Below are 17,382 nucleotides of genomic sequence, written 5' to 3'. Positions count from 1 at the left end.
AGATGAGCGTCGTGGTGCGCTGGCCCGACGGGCGCGAGCAGGACTGCTACTCGCCGTCCCTGGTGATGCACGACCACCTGGTCGAGGGCGGGAGCTACGCCGTCGCCGACTTCGTGCGGCGGGCGACGCACGCGCTCGAGATCGCCAGCGACCGGGTCAAGGCCAAGTATGGGTTCGCCTGCACCTCGGCGGCCGCCACCACCGAGCAGATCGCCCGCGCCGCCACGGCGTACTCCCCCGGCCAGCTGGTCGAGGTCGTGCGGATGTGGCCGCCCATGCCACCCGAGGAGAGATCATGAAGACATCGGTTGCGGTCGTCGGCGGCGGTCAGGCCGGCCTGTCGACCAGCTGGTACCTCACCCGTGACGGCGTCGACCACGTCGTCCTCGAGGCCGGCACCGCCGCGCACGAGTGGGCCGACAGCCGGTGGGACACCTTCACCCTGGTCACGCCCAACTGGCACTGCCGGCTGCCCGGCTACGAGTACGACGGCCCGGACCCCGACGGGTTCATGACCCGCGACGAGGTGGTCGAGTGGATCGGCGGGTACGTCGCCACCTTCGGCCCCCCGCTGCGCGAGCACACCCGGGTCACGTCGCTGGTGGAGCGCGACGGGGGCGGGTTCGTCCTCGAGACGTCCGGCCCGGACGGCGAGCAGACCATCGAGGCCGACCACGTCGTGCTGGCCACCGGTGGCTACCACCTCCCGATCGTGCCGCCGTGGGCCGGTGCGCTCGACCCGGCGGTCCACCAGCTGCACTCGGCGCACTACCGCAACCCCGAGCAGCTGCCCGAGGGGGCGGTGCTGGTCGTGGGCTCAGGCCAGTCCGGCGCCCAGATCGCCGAGGACCTGCACCTGGCCGGCCGTCAGGTCCACCTCGCGCTCGGCGACGCCCCGCGCGTGGCCCGCACCTACCGTGGGCGCGACTGCATGACCTGGCTGAGCGACATGGGCCTCTACGACACCGTGGTCGCGCAGTACCCCGGCGGTCTCGCGGCCCGTGAGAAGACCAACCACTACGTCACCGGCCGCGACGGCGGTCGCGACATCGACCTGCGCGCCTTCGCCCGCGACGGGATGCGGCTCTACGGGATGCTCGCCGGGCTCGACGTCCCGGGCGGGTCGACGCTCACGTTCGAGCCGACGATGACGGCCGCGCTCGACTCGGCGGACGCGACGTACAACTCGATCTGCCGTGACATCGACCGCTGGATCGAGAGCCAGGGCATCGAGGCGCCGCCGCCGTCGACGTACGAGCCGGTGTGGACACCCGACACGGACCCCACCGGTCTCGACCTGGCCGGGGCCGGGATCACCAGCGTGGTCTGGGCGATCGGCTACCGGCCGGACTACCGCTGGGTCGGGGTCGGCGTCTTCGACGGGCACGGTCGGCCGACGCACACGCGCGGCGTCACGTCGGTGCCCGGGCTCTACTTCCTCGGGCTCCCCTGGCTGCACACGTGGGGGTCGGGCCGCTTCCTCGGCATCGCTCGCGACGCCGAGCACGTCGCCTCCTGCATCACGGGGACCACGGGGCTCCGAGGCTCGCCGGCCCGCACCTCGGCCTCCGTGTAGACGTGTCCCTCACCATCGGCGCCGTCGCCGCCCACTTCGGCCGCGACCTCACCCGCGGCCTGGCCAAGGTGGAGCGCATCCTCGACGGCGCCCGCGAGGCCGGCTGCGACGTGCTGGTGCTGCCCGACGCCACCCTCGGGGGCTACCTCACCGACCTGCGCGAGCCCGACCTCGACGACCTCCCGCCCCCGCTCGAGGACGACGCACCCGAGCTGCGGCGGCTGGTCGCGCTGGCCGGCCCGACCGTCGTGTGCGTGGGGTACGCCGAGCGCGCCGGCGGCGCGACGTACAACGCCGCGGTGTGCCTGACCGGCGACGGCGTGCTCGGCCGGCACCGCAAGGTGCACCTGCCGGCGGCCGAGTCGCGCGCCTACGCCGCGGGCGATCGGTTCACCGCGTTCGACACCCCGGCAGGCCGGATGGGAATGCTGATCGACTACGACAAGACCTTTCCGGAGGCCGCCCGGTCGCTCGCCCTCGACGGCGCCCAGGTGCTGGCCTGCCTCTCGGCGTGGCCGGCGTCGGTCACCGACCGTGCGGACCGCCTGCCGCAGGACCGGCAGGCCCGGCTCTTCGACCTCTACGACAGCGCCCGGGCCGCCGAGAACCAGGTCGTCTGGGCCTCCTCCAACCAGACCGGGACCACCGGGTCGCTGCGCTTCCTCGGCCAGGCCAAGGTGGTGGGGCCTGGCGGCGACGTGCTCGCCCGCACCTCGGCCAAGGGCGGGCTCGCGGTCGCGACCGTCGATGTCACGGCCGAGATCGCGCGCTCGCGGCGCGTGCTGCACCACCTGGCCGAGCTCGAGACGACGGCCTACCGGTGATCGGGTGGTGACCGTCCGGTGAGGGTCGCGCTGCTGACCTACTCGACCAAGCCCCGCGGCGGGGTCGTGCACACGCTCGCGCTGGCCGAGGCGCTGGTCCGGGCGGGCGTCGAGGTCGACGTCTGGACCCTGGCCCGGGGCGGTGACACCGGCTTCTTCCGCCGGGTCGACGACGGGGTGGCCGTGCGCGCCGTGCCGTTCGCCGACCTGGGGCCCGACGAGCCGTTCGGGAGCCGCATCGCGCGCTCGATCGAGGTACTGGGCGCCGCCTTCGCGCCCGCGCGTCCGGCGTACGACGTCGTGCACGCGCAGGACTGCCTCAGCGCCAACGCGGCGCTGCGCTCGGGCCCGGCCGTGCGCACGGTGCACCACCTCGACACCTTCACCACCCCGGAGCTCGTCGCGTGCCACGAGCGCGCCGTCGTCGAGCCGGCGGCGCTGGTCTGCGTCTCCGCGGCGGTGGCCGCCGAGGTCGAGGAGGGGTGGGGGCGCACGCCGACCGTCATCCCCAACGGGGTCGCCGCCGACCGGTTCGAGGCAGGAGAGCTCGACGAGGTCGGACGGCTGCGCTGGCGCCGGCGACTGGGCCGCTACGTGCTCGCCGTCGGTGGCATCGAGCCGCGCAAGGGCACCCTCGACCTGCTCGACGCCTTCGCCCTGCTGCGCGCCGACCACCCCGACCTGCGCCTGGTGCTGGCCGGCGGCGAGACCCTCTTCGACTACCGCGACTACCGGACGGCCTTCGACACCCGGGCCACCGACCTCGGCGTCGTACCCGACCTGCTGGGCGTCGTCGACGACGACGCGCTCCCCGCCCTGGTGGCCGAAGCCGCGGCGCTGTCGTTCGTCTCGACCCGCGAGGGGTTCGGCCTGGCCGCCCTCGAGGCCCTCGCCGCCGGCACCCCCGTGGTGGCCCGTGACCTGCCGGTGCTGCGCGAGGTGCTCGGCGACGCGGTCGCGTACGCCGCCCACCCCGCCGCCATCGCCGCCGCGCTCGCTCGCGCGCTCGACGACCCGCCCGACCCCGCGCCGGGCCGGCTCCTGGCCCGCGGGTTCAGCTGGGACGCGGCAGCAGCCGCGCACCTGCGGTTCTACGCCGGGCGCTGACCGGCGCCACGACCGGGGTCAGGACCCGGGGACCGGGGCCTCGAGCCGGAACCCGACCCCGCGCACCGCGACCACGCGCTCGGTCACGCCCTGGCTCTCGAGCTTCTGGCGCAGCCGGCCGATCGTCACGTCGAGCGTCTTGGTCGAGCCGTACCAGTTCTCGTCCCACACGTCGGCCATCAGGCGACCCCGGCTGACGACCTTGTCCTTGTTGGCGGCCAGGATCGACAGCACGTCGAACTCCTTGCCCGTGAGCGGGACCTCGGTGTCGCCGGCGTAGACCCGGCGGGCACCGACGTCGATGCGCAGGCCGCCCTCGGCCTCGTCGCCGCCGGCACCACTGCCCGCGCCGGTACGGCGCAGCAGGGCCCGCACCCGGGCCTGCAGCTCGGCGAGGCCGAACGGCTTGGCGAGGTAGTCGTCGGCGCCGTAGTCGAGGCCGACCACCCGGTCGAGCTCGCCCGCGCGGGCGGTCACGATCATGATGGCGCCCTCGTAGCCGGCTGCCCGGGCCTGCTTGCAGACCTCGAGGCCGTCCATGTCGGGCAGACCGAGGTCGAGGATGAGCACCTCGGTCGTGCGGGCCACGAGCTCGTCGAGCGCCTTCTGGCCACTGTCGACCCAGCCGACGTCGTAGCCCTCGCGCTCGAGCGTCCGCACGAGGGGGAACGCGATGTCCTCCTCGTCCTCGACGACGAGAACTCTATGGCCCATGGGCAGGAGCATAGGGGGTGGACCGGGTCCTCTCAGGAGACTGTCTTAAACAGTCGCAACATGTCGAGGCGCCGTTGCCGTGCGCCACGGCTCTCGCCGGCGCCGTGATCCGGCCCACACGGGCCCCGTCCCGGGTCAGGCGAACAGGTCGCCGTGCTCCTCGGCCCGGGCCAGCACCTGGTCGAAGCGCTGCTGCTCCAGGCCGAACGGGTCCTCGGCGCCGGCGGCGACCTCGTCCCAGGTGACTGGCGCGGCGGCGTACGGGCGCTCCCTGCCGCGCAGCGAGTAGGGCGCCACGGTCGTCTTGGAGCCGGCGTTCTGCGACCAGTCGAGGAAGACCTTGCCGCCGCGCTTGGCCTTGGCCATGGCCGCGGTGACGAGCCTCGGGTGCTCGGCCTGCAGGTCCTCGCCGATCGCCCTGGCGAGGTCGGAGGCGTCGTCGGAGGGCAGCCGCCGGGGCAGGTCGGCGTAGAGGTGCAGGCCCTTGCTGCCGCTCAGCACGGGCTTGGCGACGAGATCGCGCTCGGCGAGCTTGTCACGGGCGAGCAGCGCCACCTGGCAGCACTCGTGGAGGCCCGCGGGGTCGCCGGGGTCGAGGTCGATCACGATGCGATCGGCGTTGCGCGGACGTCCGTTGCGCCCGACCCGCCACTGGTGCACGTGCAGCTCCAGGGCGGCGAGGTTGGCCAGCCAGGTGAGCGTGGCGAGGTCGTCGACGACCGGGAAGGTCAGCGTGTCGTTCTCGACGTCGCCGTACCGCCCGGCTCGACGACCGGTGGTCGGGACCGTCACGGTGCGCACCCAGGACGGGGTGCCGGCGGGGGCGTTCTTCTCGAAGAAGCTGAGGTCCTGCACGCCGTGCGGCCACCGGATCCGGGTCACGGCGCGGTCGCGCAGGTGCGGCAGCATCACCGGGGAGATGCGGGCGTAGTAGTCGAGCACCTCGCCCTTGGTGGTGCCGGTCCGGGGATAGAGCACCTTATCGAGGCTGGAGATCTTGAGCGTGCGCCCCTCGACGTCGACGTGCAGCTCCTCCCCCTGGTGCGGCTCGCGCCGGGGACTCATCGGTGACTCATCGGTGACTCATCGGCCGATGGCCACCACCGGACGACGCTCGGGGTCCAGGCGCGCGAACAGCGACGTCAGGAACCACAACGGCGCGCTCACGCACCCGGCCGTGGCGCCCTTGCCGTTGACGTGCACGAAGATCCCGGCCCCGCGGTGGCGGACCTGGCTCTGGTTGAAGGTGGTGACGATCGCGTACTCGTACTGCTTGCCGTAGTCGGTGAGCCGCTCGGAGGACTCCGGGTGCCCCTTCAGCCACCAGCGGAACCCGCCGTCGCGCTGGTTGCGGTAGCGGTTGTAGTAGTCGCTGGCGTTGTCCTGGACCCAGAAGTCGCCGCTGCGGATCAGACGGTGGGAGAGGTCCCAGTCGGAGCGCTGGCGGTGGGTGCCGAACGTCGAGGGCAGCGCGTAGGTGCCGAGCGGGGTGGTGCCGGTGCCCTGCCGCCGCTTCGAGCCCTGGACCAGCCCGCCGTAGCCGATCCGGCCGTCCGTGGTGGTCGTGAGCCGGCGCCACCGACCGTCCACCCGCTGGTAGAGGGACACCCGGGCCAGGTGGCCGCTGCTGCGGTTGACCGTGACCACCTGGGTGGTCCCCGAGTGCAGCGTCACCGCCACGCCGCCGAGGTGGATGGTCCGCGCGGTGCTGGCCCGCTCGGCGGTCTGGGCAGGTGGGGCGGTCCGGGCCGGTGGGGTGGCGGCCGGTGCCGGGGCGGGCGCGGCCAGCAGGCCGGCGACGAGGGCGAGCACGACTAGGGATTTCACGGGTCCTCCGAGGTGGGGCGTGGGGGGATGAGGTCGTCGGGGGTCAGATCGGTGCGCACTCCTTGGTACGACGGCTGGCGCAGGCGCGACAACCCCCGTCCGTGTGACTCGACGTCGACGACGAGCACCGGCTCGATCCAGGTGGTGCCGGAAGCGTCGACGCGGGGCACCTCGTCGACGAACGGGCTGGCGGCGCGGGTCAGGCCGGCGACGGCCTCGGCGAGCGCCCGGCTCTGGCGGGGACCGACACCGCTGCCGACACGCCCTCGGAACACCGGCCCGTCGGAGGTCATCTCGCCGACCAGCAGCGAGGCGAGCCGGTCGGTCGTGCCCTCCTGGGGCCGCCAGCCCCCCACCACGTAGGACACCCGGAAGCGGTGCGCGAACTTGAGCCAGTGGGGGCTGCGCTCCCCCGGCCGGTACGGCGAGGACAGGCGCTTGCTGACGATGCCCTCGAGGCCCTGCTGCCGGGTGGCCTCGAGGAGCATCGCGCCGTCGTCGTACGACGCGGGCACCTGCCAGGGCGAGCCCTCGAGCACCTCGGCGAGCCGGGCGCGTCGGGTCGCCAGCGGCTCGCGGGTCAGGTCGTCGCCGTCGAGGCGGAGCAGGTCGAAGACCATGAAGGTCACCGGCACCGTGGTCACCAGCCGCTGCACCGAGGTCGCCCGACGCACGTGCATCCGCTCCTGCAGGACCCGGAAGTCGGGGAGGCCGGCGTCGTTGAGCGAGATGATCTCTCCGTCGACCAGCAGGTCGCGCCGGCGCAGGCCGCGCATCTCGCGCAGGCCCTCGGCGACGTCGGGCCAGGCCGAGGTCACGTCGTTCTCGTTGCGGCTGGTCAGCCGGTAGCGCCCGCGGTCGCCGTACGCCGCCGAGTCGGCGAGGATCCGCATGCCGTCCCACTTGACCTCGTGGGCCCACTCCTCGCCCGGGGGGACGTGGTCGCCGTGGGTGGCGAGCATCGGGCGCATGCGCCCATCCTGCCTGTTGCGGCTCCTGTCGCGGCTACGGCCGGCCGGGGGTGAGGTCGTCGACGACCACCTCGAGGTCGAAGGGCTCGGAGACGACCAGGGTCTCCCCCGCACCCCACGTACCGAGCTCCGTGTAGACGTCGACCCCGTCTCGCAGCGCGTAGGCGGTGATGGACACGTGGGGCGTCGTCTCGACGCACCAGTAGGCCGCGATGCCATGTGCGGCGTACTCGGCCGGCTTGGTGACGCGGTCGGTGGTGCGCGAGCTGGAGGAGACGACCTCGATCGCCAGGTGGACATCGACCGGCGCCAGCTTGGTGGTGTCGTCCGTCTCGAGATCGACCACGACGAGGTCGGGCAGACGGTAGGTGGGCTCGAGGTCCACCGCCATCGGGCCGATCGTGATGACGTGGGCAGGGAGTACTCGTCGCAGGCACCCTCGCAAGAGCTCTCCGACCACTTCGTGCCGCAGTGCCGGCCCGGGGCTCACGACCAAGGCCCCGTCGACGATCTCGTAGCGCCAGGCGGACTCGTCAGGAAGCGCCTGGAGGTCGTCGAAGGTCCACGATCCGACCTTCTCGGGAATGAGCTCGACCATGACCATCCTTCCGCCTCCTTCAGCATCGCACGCGGCTCGGCCATGCACGAGAGCCTGCGATCTCGCTCCGACTGCCGCCACCGTCGTGCCGACGCCTGTGGACAACCCCCCGGAGAAGCGGGAGATACTGCCCCATGCGTGCGATCTGGAAGGGCGCGGTCTCCTTCGGGCTGGTCAGCGTCCCGGTGAAGCTCTACTCCGCGACCGAGAGCCACGACGTGTCGTTCCGACAGGTCCACGAGAGCGACGGCGGGCGGATCAAGTACCAGCGCGTCTGCTCGATCGACGGCGAGGAGGTGCCCTACTCCGAGATCGCCAAGGGCTACGAGACCGAGGACGGCGAGATGGTCATCCTCACCGACGACGACATGGCCTCGATGCCCTCGACGTCGTCGCGCGAGATCGCGGTCGAGAAGTTCGTGCCGAGCGACCAGATCGACCCGATGCTGTTCGAGAAGTCCTACTACCTCGAGCCCGAGAAGTCCGGCGCCAAGCCCTACGCGCTGCTGCGCCAGGCCCTGCTGGACGCCGACCGGATGGCCGTCGTCACGGTCGCGCTGCGCCAGCGCACCAGCGTGGCGGTGCTCCGCGTGCGCGACGACGTGATCGTGCTCCAGACGATGATGTGGCCCGACGAGATCCGCACCCCCGACTTCTCGATCGAGACCGGTGAGGTCAAGGACTCCGAGGTCAAGATGGCCACCATGCTGGTCGAGACCCTGGCGGGCGACTTCGATTCCTCCGACTACGAGGACGACTACGCCGACGCGGTCAAGGAGGTCGTCAAGGCCAAGATCGAGGGCGGCGAGATCAAGCGCACCCCCACCTCGACCAAGACCGGCGGCGAGGTCGTCGACCTGCTCGCGGCCCTGCAGCGCTCGGTCGCCGCGGCCAAGACCGCCCGAGGCGAGTCGGTGCCGGCCGCCGCCGAGTCGGACGACTCGGACGGCTCGGACGAGGACGACGGCGAGGCCGACCAGAAGCCAGCCAGGAAGAGCGCTGCGAAGAAGGCCCCGGCCAAGAAGGTGGCCGCCAAGAAGGCCCCGGCCAAGAAGGCCGCTGTGAAGAAGACGGCCACGAAGAAGACGGCCGCCAAGAAGGCCAGCTAGCCCGGTACACGCAGGCGTCGCAGCCACCAGGCTCCGACTGCCAGCAGCACCCCCGCACCCAGCACGGCGGCGTACGTCGTCCCGGACTCCAGCCATCCGGGCTCCGTGTCGTCGACCTGCCCGGCGTCGTCGTCCGTCCTGGCGCGGTGGGTCGGCGCGCGACCCGCACCCAGGACCTTCTCGACCTCGGCGAGGCTGGCCCGGTCGGCCGCCCTGTTCCCGTCGCAGCTGCCCACCCCGAACGCCGCTCCGTGGCCGGAAGCGAAGAACAGGAGGGTCCGACCTTCCTCCAGCCCGGTCAGAGCGCAGGCCGCGCCCTGGCCGCCGGTCTCGAGCGTGACGGTGCTGAGGACGTCGCCGGCGTACACCCGCTCGACCGCCGCGCGCGCCCGCACGAGACCGGTCGAGCCCTCCGCCATGGGTTCGAGCATGGTCGCGACGAAGACCGCGTCAGCCGAGGTCGCGTAGGCCCGAATGCTGCGCTGCTCGCACGAGCAGGCGTGTGCGGGGCCGGCCGTGGAGGTGAGCAGGACCGGGACGGCGAGCAGGGTGGCCAGCAGGGCGAGCAGCAGACGAGGGAGGCGCGTCACGGCGTGGGTCACGGGCCTGGGACGAGATGTCGGGTGCGTTGGTTCCGCACACCTGGGAGACTCGTCCCGACGCTCGCTCTGGGCGTCTCGTCGATGGACCGGCGCCGCCGCTGAAAGGCGCTCTCGCATGAACCCTCAGTCCTCGTCCCTGCGCCCGGCCGGAGCCGCTCCCACCCTTCGGTGAGCCCGGTCAAGTCGAAGCCCGCCGACCTGCGGCGCCGCCGGCGTCCCCGCCAGCACCGCTGCTGGGGGCACCTCGTCCTCGCGCCGCTCTGGGTGGCGTACGACGCCAACCTCGGCACCCTGCTGCGCACCTGCGACGCGGTCGGTGCCTGCCTCGCGGTGCCTGACAGCGAGCACTACCGGGCGGCGCTGACCAGGGGTGACACCCTGGGTCGGCGACGTCCCTGCGTCCACTGGGTACGCCGCGACAAGGACGGCTGGGTGCGCGACCAGCAGGAGGCGGGCTGGACGGTCGTCGCCGTCGAGCTCGCCGAGGGCTCGCTCCCGTTGCCGCGCCTGGAGCCCGCCCGTGGCCGGACCGTCGTCCTGCTGGGTCACGAGCACCACGGTGTGCCCGACGAGCTGGTCGAGACCGCCGACCTGTGCGTCGAGATCCCGATGGTCGGCAGCGGGGCGAGCCTCAACGTCGCGGTGTCGGGGAGCCTGGTGCTCTACCGACTGGCCGGCCTGTCGTGAGGTCGCCCGCCGTCGCCTGCGCCGCTCGGAGGACGACGGACGGCTTCGACCTGGGCTCGGTCCTCAGCGACGGGGTCGGGTGAGCCGCCAGAGGGTGCCGAGCACCACCACGACGACGGCGATCGCGGCCACGGCGTCGTAGGAGTCCGGGGTCACGGACATCACGCCGAGCGCCGCGACCAGCATGACCAGCGGCACGGCCCACACCGCGACGAGCAGCTCCACCAGGAACCGCGCGGTCTCGTCGACCAGGCGCCGCGCGACGGCACCGGCCGAGGGGCCGACCTGCGGGAACGGCACCCAGCGCCGGCCGTCGTACCAGAAGCGGCCGTCGGCGCTCACTGCCGGCGCGGCCACGCGGGTGTCGTCCATGGATCGCACCCTACGTCGTCGTCCGGCCGGCTCGGGCCGAACGGCTCATCACGTAGTCGGCCAGTCGCGGCGCCACCAGGTTGAGCACGTCGCCCGCCCGGCCAGCGGCGATGTTCCACGACACCGGCCGGTCCTCGAGGGCCCGGACGACACGGGCGGCGGCCTGGTCGGCCGTCAGCGAGGGCAGGCCGCGGTAGTGCTGCGACGACGTCGCGAGCATCGGGGTCTGCACCACGCCGAAGCGCATGTTGGTGAAGGTGACGTTGTCGTCCCAGGTCTCGCGCGCGGCGACCCGGGCCCAGGTGTCGAGGGCCGACTTCGACGCGAGGTAGGCCGCGAAACGCGGCGCCTTGAGCTGCACGCCCCACGACACGATGTTGACGACGTGACCGAACCGCTGCTCGCGCATCGCCGGCAGCAGCCCCATCGTCAGGCGCACCGGGCCGAAGTAGTTGATCGCCATGGTCCGCTCGAAGTCGTGGAACCGGTCGTGGCTGTCGCGCAGCGAGCGGCGGATCGAGCGACCCGCGTTGTTGACCAGGTAGTCGACCCCACCGTGCTCGGCGAGCACCCGCTCCACCAGGGCGTCGACGGCGTCGCCGTCGGTCAGGTCGCAGGGGTACGCCGCGGCGCGGCCGCCCGCGGCGACGAGCTCGTCGGCGAGCGAGCCGATGGTCTCGGCGCGTCGCGCGACCAGCAGCACCGTCGCGCCCCGCTCGGCCACGAGCCGCGAGGTCGCCTCGCCGATGCCCGAGGACGCACCCGTCACCAGGACCACCCGGTCGCGCAACGGGCTCGGGGCCCCCGGGCGGAGCAGCCGGCGTACGGCGGCGCGAGGGGTCTGCAGCAGGAGGCTCACCCGACGATCATGTCCCCACCGCCTGGCAGGGTGGAGCCATGGGTGAGAGCAACGCCGGGTGGGGGGTCGCGTCGGCGACGACGATCGGCTCGTTCCACGTGCGCGAGCACCTGCCCAACCAGGACTCCGTGCGCACCTGGGCGGCAGGTGACGGCACGGCGGCGATCGTGGTCGTCGCCGACGGCCACGGGCACCACGCCCACTTCCGCAGCGACGTCGGCGCCGACCTCGCGACCGCGCTGACCCTCGACGCCCTGCAGACAGCCCTGCGCGGCACCGAGCCGATCGACCCCGTCGAGGTCGCCGTCGACGTGGCCACGGCCTGGCGTCGCGCGGTGCTGGAGCACGTCGAGGCCCACCCCTTTCGCTCCGACGAGGCCCCACGCGGACCCCTCGTGCCCTACGGCACCACGCTGCTCGCGGTCGCGACGACGCCCGACCTCCTGGTCGCGCTCCAGATCGGCGACGGTGACACCGTGGCCGTCCGGACGTCGGGCGAGGCGTGGCGACCGTTGCCCGAGGACCCGTCCCTCGACGGCGTCCTCACCGCCTCGCTGTGCCAGCACGACCCGATCTCGTCGCTGCGCACCGCCACGCTCGACCTGCGCAAGGACCCGATCAGCCTCGCCTACGTCTGCACCGACGGCCTCGGCAAGGCCCGCACGGACTCCCAGACCTGGTGGTCGGAGGTCGGGCGTGAGCTGGCCGTGACCGCCCGCGACGGCGGCCTCTCGGCCATCCGCGCCCGGCTCCCTCGCGACGTGCGCGGCCCCGCGCAGGTCGGGGGCGACGACACGACGCTGGCCCTGGTCGCGCGGGCCTGAGAGCCCCGTCAGCCCGCGGCACGACGCAAGAGATCCGGGCGGCCCGTCGGTCCAGGTCGCTGTGGTTCGGGTGTAACCACGCCGACCGTGCGGAGGCTCGACGGGCGACGAGAGGAGATCACCATGACCATGCAGATGATGCACGTGGCCTTCGGCCGGGGCCATCGATCGGTCGCCGAGGCGTCCGACCGTCTACGTGCGTGACGGCGTCGTCAACACCGCGTTCCCGAGCCCGTGAGAGGACTTCTGATGACCCAGGACTGGACCGACCGACTGTTCCGCGACGAGGGACCCTCGGGTTCGCGCGTCATCCTCGACGCCGTGGCCGGCACCGCCCCGGACCCGGTCGAGCTCGACCTCAACGTCTGGTTGGTGACCATCGACCGCGGCGCCGGCACGGTGCACGTCGAGCACTCCTTCGACCCCGACGAGGGGGACCTCACCGTGGACGCGCTCGTGTCGGGCCTCGAGGCGCGGCTGACGGCACCATGAGCCGGCCCGCCCCGGTCGACCCGACGGACCCGGTCGACTCGATCCGCGAGTTCGCCGGGGACGACGCGGGGGCGGTCGCGCTGCGCGACGGGATCGGTCAGCTCGCCGAGCACTACGCCGGGACTCCCCTGGGGGATCGGCTCGCTGCGGTGCTGGCCGGGCGGGCGGGCATGCGCGACCTGGCCGGCGACGCCGAGTTCGTCGACCTGACCACCGCCTTCACGCAGCGGTTCTCCGACGAGTGGGACTCCCTGGACCCCGAGCAGCGCGCCGCCCTCGTCGATCAGGGCGACACGCTGCTCGCGGGGCTCGAGCCCGCGCCCGAGGCCGGGCCCGGCACCGCCCCCGGGGGCCCGCCGCGTCCCTGAGCTCAGGCCAGCGACTCGAGCCAGGCCTGGTGCAGGTCGGAGAAGTGACCCTCGCCCGAGCCGACGAGGGCGTCGGGGGTGCCGTCCTCGACGACCTCGCCGTGGGCCATCACCAGCACCCGGTCGGCGATCTCGACGGTCGACAGGCGGTGGGCGATGATCACCGCGGTGCGCCCGGCGAGCACGGTGCGCAACGCGCGCTGCACCAGGCGCTCGGACGGTACGTCGAGCGAGGAGGTCGCCTCGTCGAGGATCAGCACGGCGGGATCGGCCAGGAAGGCCCGGGCGAACGCCACCAGCTGGCGCTGGCCGGCGCTGAGCCGTCCGCCGCGGTTGGCGACCTGGGTCGCGTAGCCGTCGGGCAGCGCCATGATCAGGTCGTGTGCGCCCAGGGCGCGAGCGGCGGCCTCGACCTCGGCGTCGGAGGCGCTGGGCCGGCCGAAGCGGATGTTGTCGGCGACCGACCCGGTGAAGAGGTAGTTCTCCTGGGTGACCATGACCACCGAGGAGCGCAGGTCGTCGGAGGACAGGTCGCGCAGGTCGACGCCGTCGAGCAGGATGCGGCCCGCGGTCGGGTCGTAGAACCGGGTGCAGAGCTTGGCCAGTGTCGTCTTGCCGGCGCCGGTGGTGCCGACGAGCGCCACGGTCTGCCCGGCGGGCACCGTCAGGTCGAGCCCGGGAATGACGTCACGGTCGTCGAGGTAGCCGAACCGGACGGCGTCGAACGTCAGCGTGCCGCCCCCCTCGGCGAGCGGCGACGGCTCATCGGGCTCGGGCACGGACGGCTCCTCGCGGAGCACGTCGGCCAGCTTGTCGAGGGCCGCGGTCGCGGACTGGAACGTGTTGAGGAACTGCGAGATCTCCATCATCGGCTCGAAGAACCGGCGCAGGTAGAGCAGGAAGGCCGCGAGCACTCCGACCGTGATCTCGCCGTCGGCGGCGAGGTAGGCGCCGTAGACGAGGACCACGGCGATGGTGATGTTGCCGATGAGCTTGACGCCTGGCATGAACCAGGCGACCAGACGGAACGCGACCAGGTTGGCCTGGCGGTTGTCGTCGTTGACGACGTCGAAGATCTCGAGGTCACGGGGCTCGCGGCGGAACGCCTGGACCGCGCGGATGCCGCCCATCGACTCCACGAAGTGGACGATCAGCAGCGCGACCTTCTCGCGCGAGACCCGGTAGGCCCGTGCCGACTCGCGTCGGAACCAGGCCGTCACCAGGTAGAGGAACGGCCCGCACACGAGCGCCACCAGCCCGAGCTTGACGTCGAGGAACATCAGGATGACCGCGGTGCCGACCAGGGTGAGGGCCGCCGTGACGAGACCGTCGAACCCGGACTCGAGCATCTCGTAGATCGCGTCGATGTCGGAGGTCTGGCGCGAGATCACGCGGCCCGAGGTGTAGTCGTCGTGGAACGCCGGGCTGAGCCGCTGGAAGTGCCGGAACACCCGCCGCCGCAGCTGGTAGAGCAGGTCCTGGCCGATCCGGCCCGAGCGGAGCAGGAACAGCTGGCGGGTGATCGCCTGGACCAGGGTCGCGCCGAGCACCAGGCCGACCACGACGAGCAGCGGCTGGAGGTCGTCGCGCTCGCGGATGGGCGGGATGCCCCGGTCGATGCCGACCGACACGAGGTAGGGGATCGCCAGACGGGCGGCGTTCTCGAGGACGACGACCGCGACCAGCCACCAGATGGCGCGCTTGTAGGGACGCAGGATCTCGCCCAGCAGCTGCCGCGAGCCGCCGACGAAGCGGACCCGGTCAGCGGTGTGGATCTGGTCGGTCTCGTCGTTCTTGGCGATGCCCCGCCAGGAGCGGTCGGCCTGCTCGTCGGTCGCGAGCTCGTCACTGGGGCGTTGGTCGATGCTCATGACGAGACCGCCTCTCGCAGGTCGGCGTCGGCCGAGAGCAGCTCGCGGTAGGCCGGCACGGTGGCGAGCAGCTCGCGGTGGTCGCCGACGTGGGTGATCGTGCCGTCCTGGAGGAGCGCGACCCGGTCGGCGAGCAGCACGGTCGAGGCCCGGTGGGCGACGACGAGGCCGGTGGTCGACGACAGGACACTGCGCAGGGCGTCCTCGACCAGCTTCTCGGTGTGGACGTCGAGCGCGGAGAGCGTGTCGTCGAGCACCAGCACCTGAGGCCGCGCCAACACGGCCCGGGCGAGCGCGAGGCGCTGTCGCTGGCCGCCCGAGAGAGCCATGCCCTGCTCGCCGATGCGGGTGTCGAGACCCCACGGCAGGTCGCGGACGAACCCGGCCTGCGCCACGTCGAGGGCGGCCTCGACCTCGGCGTCGGTGGCGTCGGCCCGACCGAGCGTGAGGTTCTCCCGGGCACTCATGGAGAACAGCGTGGGGTCCTCGAACGCGGTGGCGACCATCGTGCGCAGGTGGTGGAGGTCGAGGTCGCGCAGGTCGACGCCGTCGAGGGTCACCCGGCCGCCGGTGACGTCCTCGAGCCGCGGGACGAGGGCGGTCAGCGCGGTCTTGCCGGAGCCGGTGGCCCCGACCAGGGCGATCGTCTCGCCGGGCAGGAGCTCGAGCACGATGTCGCGCAGGACCGGCTCGTCGAGGGCGTCGGGGAAGGCGAAGTCGACGTGCTCGAAGCGCAGGTGGCCGCGCGGCTCGCCGATCAGCACGTCGCCGCCGACGATGGCGGGCTCGGTGTCGAGGACCTCGAGGATCCGCGCCGCGGCACTCATCGCCTCCTGGGCCATCGCCAGGATCACGCCGAGTGCCGAGACCGGCCAGACGAGCGTGAGGAGCAGGGTCAGGAAGGCGACGAGCTCGCCGACGCTGAGCTGGCCGCGACCGACGCCGATGGCGCCCAGGAGCAGCACGACGCAGACCGCGAGGTTGGGGATGACCTCGAGGAAGGTCCAGAACCGCGACGAGAGCCTGACCTTGTCCATGCTGCGGCGGTGCAGCTCGCGCGCGCCGGCCTCGTACTGCTCGGCGACGTGCTCGCTGCGGCCGAAGGCCTTGATGACGCGGATGCCGAAGGCGCCCTCCTCGGCCCGGGTCGCCAGGTCGCCCTGCTGGTCCTGCACGATGCGCGACATCACGACGTAGCGCTTCTCGAAGCGCATGCAGAGCCAGATGATCGGCACCGCGGTGGCCGCGACGACCAGGCCCAGGGGCCAGTACATCGCGAGCAGCACCACGCAGACGCTGACGACCTGGACGATGTTGACCACCAGGAAGATCAGCCCGAAGCCCATGAACCGGCGGATCGAGCTGAGGTCCTGGATGGCGCGCGAGAGCAGCTGGCCGGCCGGCCACCGGCTGTGGAACGACATCGGCAGCGACTGCAGCCGCCGGTAGAGGTCGCGGCGCATCTCCTGCTCCATCGACAGCACGGTGGTGCTCTGCACCCAGCGGCGCAGCCAGATCAGGAACGCCTCGACCAGGCCCAGCCCGAGGGCCAGCAGGCCGAGGGGCCACACCGCCGCGATGTCGCCGTCGGCGATCGGGCCGTCGATGACGGACCTGGTGACCAGCGGGATGCCGATGGAGGTGCCGACGACGGCGAGCGAGGTGACGAGCATGATCACGACCGAGAGCACGTGCGGGCGCAGGTAGCCGCGAATGCGCCAGATCGAGTGCACCCCCGCCGGGGGTGTCACGTCGGGGTCGGGCCCGATCTCGGTGGTGGGGGCAGTTGTCATCGTCAACCACCCTAGGTCGGACCACCGAAAGCCGGCGAACGGCTAAGGCACCTTAGGTCGGCCGTCACACCCGCCCGACGCCCCCACCCCTCACGTCATCGGTACGCCGAGGTTGGGGGTCGATCCCTCATGCCCGGGGGGTGCCGGGCGGGCCAGTGTTCACCTCACCAGGCCGCACCGAGCGGCCGCCGTACACCAGGAGAACGACCGCCATGAACCGCTCCACCACCCGCATCCTGCCCGTCCTCGCCCTGTCCGCCGTCGTCATCGGCACGGCCACGGCCGGCTCGGCCGTCGCGGCCGGCCTGGTCACCGGCGCCCAGATCAAGAACAGCACCATCACCGGCATCGACGTCAAGAACGGCAGCCTCACCGGCTCCGACGTCAAGGACGGCAGCCTTGCCGGCAAGGACGTCAAGAACGGCTCGCTCGGGGAGGGCGAGCTGTCCCCGGGCACCCGGAAGAAGCTCAACGAGCCCGCCGTCCAGGGCTACCAGGTCGTCACCCAGACCGTGTCGGTCCCGACCGACGGCCAGGCCTCGGTCTTCGTGTTCTGCCCCGCCGGCAAGGTCGCCCTCGGCGGCGGCAGCTCCTGGGCCGAGTCGGCCCTCGAGGTCGACGCGGTCGTCAACGAGAGCTCCCCCGGCAAGGCGGTCGGCGAGTTCTTCGCCCCTCTCGAGGCCGGCGACCGCGCCGACGCCTGGAAGGTCACCGGACAGCACCACGGGCTGGACGCCCAGGACCTCACGGGCTACGTGATCTGCGTCAGCCCGAGCTGACCCGCCCCG

The 17,382-nt window shown here is 72.6% G+C and carries 20 protein-coding genes; 10 read left to right on the top strand and 10 right to left on the bottom strand.

Annotation, left to right across the window (positions count from 1 at the left end; translation table 11 throughout):
• Positions 1-2 precede the first annotated feature (2 nt).
• Genes FJQ56_RS20525 through FJQ56_RS20510 form a run of 4 tightly spaced genes read left to right on the top strand, consistent with a single transcriptional unit; the run spans position 3 to position 3,507 of the window.
• Positions 3-299 carry an MSMEG_0570 family nitrogen starvation response protein gene (locus FJQ56_RS20525; protein WP_246084297.1) on the top strand — a complete coding sequence of 99 codons (297 nt, stop codon included), beginning with the start codon at positions 3-5 and terminating at the stop codon, positions 297-299.
• On the top strand, positions 296-1,576 hold the full coding sequence (locus FJQ56_RS20520) for an MSMEG_0569 family flavin-dependent oxidoreductase (protein WP_140011487.1): 1,281 nt from the start codon (positions 296-298) through the stop codon (positions 1,574-1,576). The genes FJQ56_RS20525 and FJQ56_RS20520 overlap by 4 nt, the downstream gene beginning before the upstream one ends.
• Positions 1,577-1,578: 2 nt before the next feature.
• Complete coding sequence (locus FJQ56_RS20515; protein WP_140011486.1) at positions 1,579-2,400, top strand: carbon-nitrogen hydrolase family protein; 822 nt, start codon at positions 1,579-1,581, stop codon at positions 2,398-2,400.
• Positions 2,401-2,418: 18 nt separating this feature from the next.
• Positions 2,419-3,507, top strand: coding sequence for an MSMEG_0565 family glycosyltransferase (locus FJQ56_RS20510; protein WP_140011485.1), 1,089 nt, complete (start codon positions 2,419-2,421; stop codon positions 3,505-3,507).
• Between the two features lie 18 nt (positions 3,508-3,525).
• On the opposite strand, the gene FJQ56_RS20505 is transcribed toward FJQ56_RS20510, so the two are convergent.
• The 5 genes from FJQ56_RS20505 to FJQ56_RS20485 all read right to left on the bottom strand — a co-directional run bounded on the left by FJQ56_RS20505 (position 3,526) and on the right by FJQ56_RS20485 (position 7,617).
• On the bottom strand, positions 3,526-4,221 hold the full coding sequence (locus tag FJQ56_RS20505) for a response regulator transcription factor (protein ID WP_246084282.1): 696 nt from the start codon (positions 4,219-4,221) through the stop codon (positions 3,526-3,528).
• A 135-nt stretch (positions 4,222-4,356) separates the two neighbouring features.
• Entirely contained in the window at positions 4,357-5,286 is a 930-nt protein-coding gene (gene ligD, locus FJQ56_RS20500) for a non-homologous end-joining DNA ligase (protein ID WP_140011483.1), read from the bottom strand.
• An 18-nt stretch (positions 5,287-5,304) separates the two neighbouring features.
• Positions 5,305-6,048, bottom strand: a complete 744-nt coding sequence (locus FJQ56_RS20495; protein WP_140011482.1) for a hypothetical protein — start codon at positions 6,046-6,048, stop codon at positions 5,305-5,307.
• Complete coding sequence (ligD, locus tag FJQ56_RS20490) at positions 6,045-7,019, bottom strand: non-homologous end-joining DNA ligase (protein WP_140011481.1); 975 nt, start codon at positions 7,017-7,019, stop codon at positions 6,045-6,047. The genes FJQ56_RS20495 and ligD (FJQ56_RS20490) overlap by 4 nt, the downstream gene beginning before the upstream one ends.
• A 34-nt stretch (positions 7,020-7,053) precedes the next feature.
• Positions 7,054-7,617, bottom strand: coding sequence for a Uma2 family endonuclease (locus FJQ56_RS20485; RefSeq protein WP_170215485.1), 564 nt, complete (start codon positions 7,615-7,617; stop codon positions 7,054-7,056).
• 134 nt (positions 7,618-7,751) lie between these two features.
• Between FJQ56_RS20485 and ku the strand changes: the two genes are divergently transcribed.
• Positions 7,752-8,726 (top strand): non-homologous end joining protein Ku, encoded by a 975-nt coding sequence (gene ku / locus FJQ56_RS20480; protein ID WP_140011479.1) that lies wholly within the window; start codon positions 7,752-7,754, stop codon positions 8,724-8,726.
• Here the strand turns inward: ku and FJQ56_RS20475 are convergent.
• Positions 8,723-9,316, bottom strand: coding sequence for a hypothetical protein (locus FJQ56_RS20475; RefSeq protein WP_140011478.1), 594 nt, complete (start codon positions 9,314-9,316; stop codon positions 8,723-8,725). The two genes, ku and FJQ56_RS20475, sit on opposite strands and share 4 nt — an antisense overlap.
• A 180-nt stretch (positions 9,317-9,496) precedes the next feature.
• Here FJQ56_RS20475 and FJQ56_RS20470 point away from each other — a divergent pair, with 180 nt between their 5' ends.
• The gene (locus FJQ56_RS20470) at positions 9,497-10,015 is read left to right on the top strand and encodes a TrmH family RNA methyltransferase (protein WP_140011477.1); all 519 of its coding nucleotides are present in this window, start codon (positions 9,497-9,499) and stop codon (positions 10,013-10,015) included.
• Positions 10,016-10,078: 63 nt separating this feature from the next.
• On the opposite strand, the gene FJQ56_RS20465 is transcribed toward FJQ56_RS20470, so the two are convergent.
• On the bottom strand, positions 10,079-10,387 hold the full coding sequence (locus FJQ56_RS20465) for a hypothetical protein (protein ID WP_140011476.1): 309 nt from the start codon (positions 10,385-10,387) through the stop codon (positions 10,079-10,081).
• A 10-nt stretch (positions 10,388-10,397) separates the two neighbouring features.
• Positions 10,398-11,246, bottom strand: coding sequence for an SDR family NAD(P)-dependent oxidoreductase (locus FJQ56_RS20460; RefSeq protein WP_211351284.1), 849 nt, complete (start codon positions 11,244-11,246; stop codon positions 10,398-10,400).
• A gap of 38 nt (positions 11,247-11,284) precedes the next feature.
• Here FJQ56_RS20460 and FJQ56_RS20455 point away from each other — a divergent pair, with 38 nt between their 5' ends.
• The 3 genes from FJQ56_RS20455 (at position 11,285) to FJQ56_RS20445 (ending at position 12,930) form a co-directional block, all read left to right on the top strand.
• Positions 11,285-12,070 carry a protein phosphatase 2C domain-containing protein gene (locus tag FJQ56_RS20455; protein ID WP_140011475.1) on the top strand — a complete coding sequence of 262 codons (786 nt, stop codon included), beginning with the start codon at positions 11,285-11,287 and terminating at the stop codon, positions 12,068-12,070.
• A 249-nt stretch (positions 12,071-12,319) separates the two neighbouring features.
• Positions 12,320-12,562 carry a hypothetical protein gene (locus FJQ56_RS20450; protein WP_140011474.1) on the top strand — a complete coding sequence of 81 codons (243 nt, stop codon included), beginning with the start codon at positions 12,320-12,322 and terminating at the stop codon, positions 12,560-12,562.
• Positions 12,559-12,930 (top strand): hypothetical protein, encoded by a 372-nt coding sequence (locus FJQ56_RS20445; RefSeq protein ID WP_140011473.1) that lies wholly within the window; start codon positions 12,559-12,561, stop codon positions 12,928-12,930. The genes FJQ56_RS20450 and FJQ56_RS20445 overlap by 4 nt, the downstream gene beginning before the upstream one ends.
• Before the next feature lie 2 nt (positions 12,931-12,932).
• On the opposite strand, the gene FJQ56_RS20440 is transcribed toward FJQ56_RS20445, so the two are convergent.
• Together FJQ56_RS20440 and FJQ56_RS20435 are read right to left on the bottom strand one after the other, a co-directional pair.
• Entirely contained in the window at positions 12,933-14,801 is a 1,869-nt protein-coding gene (locus tag FJQ56_RS20440; protein WP_140011472.1) for an ABC transporter ATP-binding protein, read from the bottom strand.
• Positions 14,798-16,594, bottom strand: a complete 1,797-nt coding sequence (locus tag FJQ56_RS20435) for an ABC transporter ATP-binding protein (RefSeq protein WP_140011471.1) — start codon at positions 16,592-16,594, stop codon at positions 14,798-14,800. Before FJQ56_RS20435 ends, FJQ56_RS20440 begins: the two co-directional genes overlap by 4 nt.
• A 212-nt stretch (positions 16,595-16,806) precedes the next feature.
• Between FJQ56_RS20435 and FJQ56_RS20430 the strand changes: the two genes are divergently transcribed.
• The gene (locus tag FJQ56_RS20430) at positions 16,807-17,373 is read left to right on the top strand and encodes a hypothetical protein (RefSeq protein WP_140011470.1); all 567 of its coding nucleotides are present in this window, start codon (positions 16,807-16,809) and stop codon (positions 17,371-17,373) included.
• Positions 17,374-17,382 lie beyond the last annotated feature (9 nt).

Origin of the sequence: Nocardioides plantarum (assembly GCF_006346395.1) — a bacterium.
GTDB lineage: Bacteria > Actinomycetota > Actinomycetes > Propionibacteriales > Nocardioidaceae > Nocardioides > Nocardioides plantarum.
This window is presented reverse-complemented; position numbering and strand designations above follow the sequence as displayed.

Bases quoted from the DNA above. Each gene is read 5' to 3' on its own strand.
- FJQ56_RS20525 (WP_246084297.1), top strand. From the start codon at position 3: ATGAGCGTCGTGGTGCGCTGGCCCGACGGGCGCGAGCAGGACTGCTAC.
- FJQ56_RS20520 (WP_140011487.1), top strand. From the start codon at position 296: ATGAAGACATCGGTTGCGGTCGTCGGCGGCGGTCAGGCCGGCCTGTCG.
- FJQ56_RS20505 (WP_246084282.1), bottom strand. From the start codon at position 4,221: ATGGGCCATAGAGTTCTCGTCGTCGAGGACGAGGAGGACATCGCGTTC.
- ligD (WP_140011483.1), bottom strand. From the start codon at position 5,286: ATGAGTCCCCGGCGCGAGCCGCACCAGGGGGAGGAGCTGCACGTCGAC.
- ligD (WP_140011481.1), bottom strand. From the start codon at position 7,019: ATGCGCCCGATGCTCGCCACCCACGGCGACCACGTCCCCCCGGGCGAG.
- FJQ56_RS20485 (WP_170215485.1), bottom strand. From the start codon at position 7,617: ATGGTCGAGCTCATTCCCGAGAAGGTCGGATCGTGGACCTTCGACGAC.
- ku (WP_140011479.1), top strand. From the start codon at position 7,752: ATGCGTGCGATCTGGAAGGGCGCGGTCTCCTTCGGGCTGGTCAGCGTC.
- FJQ56_RS20465 (WP_140011476.1), bottom strand. From the start codon at position 10,387: ATGGACGACACCCGCGTGGCCGCGCCGGCAGTGAGCGCCGACGGCCGC.
- FJQ56_RS20455 (WP_140011475.1), top strand. From the start codon at position 11,285: ATGGGTGAGAGCAACGCCGGGTGGGGGGTCGCGTCGGCGACGACGATC.
- FJQ56_RS20450 (WP_140011474.1), top strand. From the start codon at position 12,320: ATGACCCAGGACTGGACCGACCGACTGTTCCGCGACGAGGGACCCTCG.
- FJQ56_RS20445 (WP_140011473.1), top strand. From the start codon at position 12,559: ATGAGCCGGCCCGCCCCGGTCGACCCGACGGACCCGGTCGACTCGATC.
- FJQ56_RS20440 (WP_140011472.1), bottom strand. From the start codon at position 14,801: ATGAGCATCGACCAACGCCCCAGTGACGAGCTCGCGACCGACGAGCAG.
- FJQ56_RS20435 (WP_140011471.1), bottom strand. From the start codon at position 16,594: ATGACAACTGCCCCCACCACCGAGATCGGGCCCGACCCCGACGTGACA.
- FJQ56_RS20430 (WP_140011470.1), top strand. From the start codon at position 16,807: ATGAACCGCTCCACCACCCGCATCCTGCCCGTCCTCGCCCTGTCCGCC.